General features: G+C 50.9%; 3 protein-coding genes. All 3 read right to left on the bottom strand.

Annotated elements, in window-relative coordinates; all coding sequences use genetic code 11:
- The coding region (locus E6C74_RS20095) for a FimV/HubP family polar landmark protein (protein WP_276605449.1) at positions 1 to 2,677 on the bottom strand (2,677 nt) is incomplete at its 3' end.
- A 284-nt stretch (positions 2,678 to 2,961) separates the two neighbouring features.
- On the bottom strand, positions 2,962 to 4,632 hold the full coding sequence (gene glnS, locus E6C74_RS20090; RefSeq protein WP_136487827.1) for a glutamine--tRNA ligase: 1,671 nt from the start codon (positions 4,630 to 4,632) through the stop codon (positions 2,962 to 2,964).
- Between the two features lie 258 nt (positions 4,633 to 4,890).
- Entirely contained in the window at positions 4,891 to 6,357 is a 1,467-nt protein-coding gene (gene nagE / locus E6C74_RS20085) for an N-acetylglucosamine-specific PTS transporter subunit IIBC (RefSeq protein ID WP_136487826.1), read from the bottom strand.
- Positions 6,358 to 6,697 lie beyond the last annotated feature (340 nt).

Here is a 6,697-nt window from a genome sequence, read left to right as displayed (position 1 = left end):
CACTTTCTGGCTGCTCTGCTTGTGCTGAGCTTTCAGGCTGTGCCTCGGCTTCCGGCTCTGCAACGCTGTCAGCCAGGGCATCCGCTTCGCTGTACTCCGGCAGATCTAAGTCATCGAAGGCAAACCCTTCTTCCTCTGACTCAGCCTGAGTATCGGTAAATTGCGCAGCCAGGTCTTCCGCTTGTGGCTCAGGCTCTTCAGATTGTGGATCAAGCTCTTGGGTTTGTGAGTCAGGCTCTTGGGTTTGTGGGTCAGACTCTGCACTCGCTTCAGCAGTCAGCTCCGGCTCTTGCGGCGTGGCTTCCGCCTCTGCGGCCGCTTCTGGTTCAGGCTGCTGCTGTTGCTCCAACCCGGCCATAAAATCAGCCGATGACAGCGGTTCAATTTCCTCTACGCCCGACGAATCAGCACCAAGTGGATCGTCCAGTAACCAATCATCATCCTGAGGAATGCCAAATTCATTCGCGACCGGTTCAGGCTGATTGCTGACGCTTTGTGGTGCGACCGGCTCATCCGCTGGTGCTGCGGGTTTCGCTTCGCTTTCGCTGCCTTCAATTTGCGAGCTAAACTCAAATGCGTCATCGCTGTCGCTATCGAGAGAAAACTCACTCTCATCACCAAAATCGAACTCTTCCAGCAAAGGATCATTGTCTGGTACCGCATCCAACAAATCATTTTTGAAATGGGTACTGTTGTACTCTGACTCAGGCTGCTGCGCCTGTTGCTCGATTTCTAGCAGCTCATCAAAGAATTCAGTGCCGTCATCCAGTTCCGCCAGCGCTTCCGGCTCGTCTTCGCTGGTTTCACTGCTCTCCTGCTCTTTCTCCAGCCATTCATCCAACAGGCTGTCACTGTCAATATCGAATGCATCATCTGCCGTCTCAGACGCACTCTGCTCTAACAGTTCATCCAGCATTTGGTCACTTTCATTCTGGGCAGAAATCTCGTCTGATTCTGCCAGCAACTCATCAAGCAACTCGGTGCTGTTACTATCGATGTCGAGTTCGAGATCCTCATCCAGCATTTCATCCAGCAGTGCCGCTTCATCGCTCTGCGCTTCAAGCTGATCCAGATCAGCCTGGGCTTCAATGTTACTGAACTGGTTTTCCAGCTCCTCATCCGAGGTAACTTTGGCATCATCGAGACTGTCCTCGTCCAGCAGGCTGTCAAAATCGAGCGCAGCCAGGTCGTCATCTTCATCCGTGCTGCTGTTAAACAAGTCATCCAGCATCGACTGTTCCAGCATACCGGATTCGAGCTCTTCGCCCGTATCATTTTCTCCGAGCAACGTGTCGAGGTCGTCCTGCACCGCAGAATCATCATCCGACAGGTCGAACACCGCTTCGTCGTCATCTTGCGGCTCTTGCACCGCCTGATCCAACGTACGCTCCATCTCTTCCAGACCCAGCGCTTTTTCATCACCGTTAACACTGATGCCACTGTTACCGCCAAAGTCGGTATCCAGATCTCCGTCATCGTCGATACCGGCAAACGGATCTTCACCGTCTTCATCTTCCAGATTGAAATCGAGATCGTTTTCATCCAGATCAGCAAAAATATCTTCCTGTGTATCGTCAGCTTCTGCGGTTTCATCGCTGAACGTCAGTTCGCTGTCATCCGCTTCGCCAAATAAGTCATCATCCAGCAGCAGATCATCTTCCAGACTCTGCAGGGTTTCATCTCCGGCCACAACCGCAGCAGTCTCAGCCTGAGATGGCGGAGTTTGTTCGGCAGGTTTCTGTTCCTGATTATCGATTTGAAAGCGGCGATTGAGCAGCATCAGCACCAGGAAGGCGATCGCTAAACCCGGGATGAGTGCCATCAAGCCGACCAACCAACCATTGGACAGAATTTGATCCCAGGTTGATGGTGCCAGCTTCTGCTCTGCCTGCTGCTTGCTGCGTTGTTCATCCAGCAATTTTTCCACTTCTGAGCGGATGCGGTTCTCATCACCCAGTTCGTTTTTCAGCGTATCCACTTCTGACTGCATCTCAGCCAACATCAAACGCAAACGATGGTTCTTCTCTTCCAGCGCCAGCATCTCTGAATCGGATGAAGCAATCTGCTGCTCAACTTTATCCACGTCGCTGCGGGTGACTGGCGCAGGCGTGGCGTCGGGGGCCGCTGGGGTAGCTGTCGTCGCTGGTGTGGCCGGTTGGGCTGCAGGGGTCGGTTGAGGCTGCGGGGCGGCGATTTGCACCGGGGCTACCGGTCGGGCTGTGGTCTGGTTGAGGCGCGCCTGATGCGCGTTCATGACATTGACCGCTTCCTGAGTGGTCGCGCTGCGGACCTGCGCCAGCGATGGCACACGCAGCGTACTGCCAGGCATCAGGCTATGGATGTTCTGATTTTCAAACGCCTGAGGGTTAAGGCGATAGATGGCCAGCAAGGTCTGCTGAACAGAAACACTGGGCGACGGTCGCAACCGGCTGGCGATTGACCATAACGTGTCCTGCTCTGACGTCGGGCCAAAAAAAGTCGACGGCTCATTGGACGGCATGATATTGGCCGCTCTGGCCGAGACAGGAGCCGTCTGTTGGCTACGTACAGAAGGAGTCGCAGCCTCTGAGGTGCGAGCAGGAACGACCTGTTCGCTGAATTGAGGCTCGGATTGCACTTCACCGCCAGGTCCGATCAGGCGGATGCCCTCTGCATATACGATGGAAGTCTGAGTCACAACGGCTACGGCGAGAGGCCATAGCAATCGCTTGAAAAATTGATGCATAAAAGGCTCAGCTGAGTGCTTTAACTAATGAATTCTGTGATCTGTTAAATATATCGGATCGGAGGGGCAAAACTATAGGGGATAAAGTAAAAAATGTACCTAAGCCACAATAATCGCAGCAATCTCACACAAAACCTGCGGTTTTGCTAAGACTTTGGGCCAGGATTACGCGTTATTGATAAAAAGAAAGCCAGCATGCAGCTGGCTTTCGGATCAGGTTATCATTCGATCAGATATCAGGCGTTTTCAATTTTCGCCCAGGTATCGCGCAGACCAACGGTGCGGTTGAAAACCAGCGCCTCTGGCTGTGAGTCTTTCGCGTCGGCACAGAAATACCCCATACGCTCAAACTGGTAGCCGAACTCAGCTTCTGCATTCGCCAGGCTTGGCTCAACAAAACCGTGCAGTTTGACCAGAGATTCCGGGTTAATGGTGGCAGCGAAGTCATCCGCGGCACCCGGGTTTGGTACGGTGAACAGACGATCGTACAGGCGGAACTCGGCAGCAACACCTTGCTGAGCCGATACCCAGTGAATTACACCTTTCACCTTACGGCCATCTTCCGGGTTTTTACCCAGTGTATCGGCATCGTAACTACAGTAAATGGTGGTGATGTTACCCTGCTCGTCTTTTTCAACACGCTCAGCTTTAATCACGTAGGCGCCACGCAGACGAACTTCTTTACCCAGCACAAGACGCTTGTACTTCTTGTTGCCTTCCTCACGGAAATCTTCACGTTCGATCCAGATTTCACGGCTGAATGGCACATGACGCTCGCCCATTTCCGGCTTATTCGGATGGTTAGCAATGCTCAGCATTTCAGTGCTGTCCGCGTCAAAGTTTTCAATCACAACTTTGACCGGATCCAGAACCGCCATCGCACGTGGTGCGTTTTCGTTCAGGTCATCACGAATACAAGATTCCAGCACGCCAAACTCAATCATGTTGTCTTGTTTGGTCACACCGATACGTTTACAGAATTCGCGAATTGAGCCTGAGGTAAAACCACGGCGGCGCAGACCTGAAATGGTCGGCATACGCGGATCATCCCAACCGTTAACCAGTTTTTCGGTCACCAGCTGATTCAGCTTACGCTTCGACATCACGGTATATTCCAGGTTCAGGCGGCTGAACTCGTACTGACGTGGGTGACATTCGATGCTGATGTTATCCAGAACCCAGTCATACAGGCGGCGGTTGTCCTGGAATTCCAGCGTACACAGCGAGTGAGTAATCCCTTCCAGTGCATCGGAAATACAGTGGGTAAAGTCATACATCGGGTAGATGCACCACTTGTCACCCGTTTGGTGGTGGTCTGCAAAACGCACGCGATACAACACAGGATCGCGCAGTACGATGAATGACGATGCCATATCGATCTTGGCGCGCAGACAGGCAGTGCCTTCGGCAAATTCACCGGCACGCATCTTTTCGAACAGTGCCAGGTTTTCTTCTACGCTGCGATCGCGGTATGGGCTGTGCTTACCCGGCGCGGTCAAAGTACCACGGTATTCACGAATCTGCTCCGGACTCAGCTCTTCAACATACGCCAAGCCTTTTTGGATAAGTTCCACCGCATATTGATACAGCTTGTCAAAATAGTCAGATGAATAACAAACATCACCGGACCACTCAAAGCCCAGCCACTGTACATCTTTCTTAATTGACTCAACGTATTCGAGATCTTCTTTTTCAGGGTTTGTGTCGTCAAAACGTAAATTACACTGACCCTGATAGTCCTGAGCAATACCAAAGTTCAAACAGATCGACTTCGCGTGTCCGATATGCAGATAGCCGTTCGGCTCCGGCGGGAAACGAGTATGCACGCTAGTGTGTTTACCATCCGCTAAATCTTTATCTATGATTTGGCGAATGAAGTTCGATGGACGAGCCTCAGCTTCACTCATCTATAGCACCTCAAAGTTTATTTAGTATTGTCAGAAAACGGTTTCTGCGAAGAAGGCGTAAAGCCCGGCAGAGCAGAAATATTGCCACTAATGATCCACAATTCTGAATGAATTCACAATAAAAACTGCGGTTTTCTTACGATTATTTCTGCTCGCGGGTGGTTAAATGCACAAACAAAAAGCCCCCGCATGATGCGGAGGCTTGGATTTAACCAAACTCAGACTACAACCTGAACACCAGCGATGCCGGGACAGTGGTTAATCTTGGGAACGAATATCTTTCATCTGACCGGCAATGATTTCCGCCATTGGTCCCAGGATAACCTGCAGGTTGTTAGCCCCCAGTTTTACCACGCCCATCGCGCCCAGCTCTTTGAGCTGCTTCTCGTCAATCACCGACATATCATTCACAGTCAGTCGCAGACGAGTGATACAGGCATCAATATTGGCCAGGTTATCATGGCCGCCCAGTACCGCCAGATATTGCTTGGCCAGTTCAGCGGAATCGCCCGATGCCGCGCTCATGGTCGCCGCTTGCTCTTCATCTTCACGACCCGGTGTTTTAAGGCCAAATTTAACGATGACGGTACGAAATACCACGTAGTAGATAGCGAAGAAGACCAGGCCCTGCACAATCAGCATGTACCAGTTGATCGCCAGTGGGTTACGCGAAGAGAGCACCATATCCACCAGACCTGCCGAAAATCCAAAGCCGGCCATCCAGTGCATCGATGCCGCGATAAAGACAGAAATACCGGTCAGCAGCGCGTGCAGAACATACAGCAGCGGAGCCAGGAACATGAAGGAGAATTCCAGCGGTTCAGTCACACCGGTAAAGAAAGAAGCAAAACCGGCGGCGATCATGATAGAGGCCACTTTCTCTTTATGCTTGGCATTTGAGGTGTGGTAAATCGCCAGTGCCGCACCCGGCAGGCCAAACATCATGATTGGGAAGAAGCCTGCTTGATACATACCGGTAATACCAGGAACCGCGGTACCTTCCGCAATCGACTTCGCGCCACCAAGGAAATTAGGAATATCATTAATACCGGCGACATCGAACCAGAATACCGAGTTCAGCGCGTGGTGCAGACCAATCGGAATCAGCAGGCGGTTAAAAAAGGCATAAATACCTGCACCTGTTGCGCCAAGACCTTGAATAGACTCACCAAAGTTTACCAGGCCACCGTAAATCGCCGGCCAGACGTACATCAGCACAAATGCAATCAGGATACCGACAAATGAGGTCAGGATTGGCACCAGACGCTTACCGGAGAAAAAGGCTAAAGCTTTATGTAACTCGACGGTTGAGTAGCGGTTGTAAATCTCAGCGGAAACAATACCGACCAGAATGCCGACAAACTGGTTATTAATCTTGTTAAATGCGGCAGGAACGGCAGAAGGATCAATACCCTGGATTTGCGCGACTGCGCCTGGTGAGAGCAGGGTTGTGACCACCAGAAAGCCAACGAAGCCGGACAGTGCCGCTGCACCATCTTTATCCTTGGACATACCAAACGCCACACCAACTGCAAACAACACCGACATATTGTCTATAATGGCGGCACCAGCTTTGATCAGAAACGCTGCCAGAGCCGAGTTCGCTCCCCAGCCATTCGGGTCAATCCAGTAGCCTATACCCATTAAAATGGCCGCCGCTGGCAGCGTCGCCACCGGCACCATCAGGGCCTTCCCTACTTTTTGAAAATATCCAAGAATATTCACCTTACGTTCTCCCTATAGGAATTTGGTATACATTGGCTGACTTATTTTAGTCACTCAATTTAGTCCATGTCAGTGTATGCGAAATATTTCGGCTCACAAATTAAAACCGATTTAAATGTGATCTTAATCAAGAGTAAATTGGAAAAATCAAGGAATTTGCTAGCGAGATCATAAAACTTATTTTATTATACAAAAAAACAAACTCGTAACAGTACTATCTGGCGTTGAGTTACTCTAAAATAGTGACAGATACAGCCGTTGACGCCATGATAACCCGAGCCGGGTCGCGTTCGGAAGTCATTGAACTGACAAACGGTTTATCACTTATTTTCAACCAGAG

This window comes from Vibrio sp. H11 (assembly GCF_004804295.1).
Classification (GTDB): Bacteria; Pseudomonadota; Gammaproteobacteria; order Enterobacterales; family Vibrionaceae; genus Vibrio; species Vibrio ostreae.
The sequence above is the reverse complement of the archived record's forward strand: the minus strand, read 5'-3'. Positions and strand labels throughout refer to the sequence as shown.

Bases quoted from the DNA above. Each gene is read 5' to 3' on its own strand.
- glnS (WP_136487827.1), bottom strand. From the start codon at position 4,632: ATGAGTGAAGCTGAGGCTCGTCCATCGAACTTCATTCGCCAAATCATA.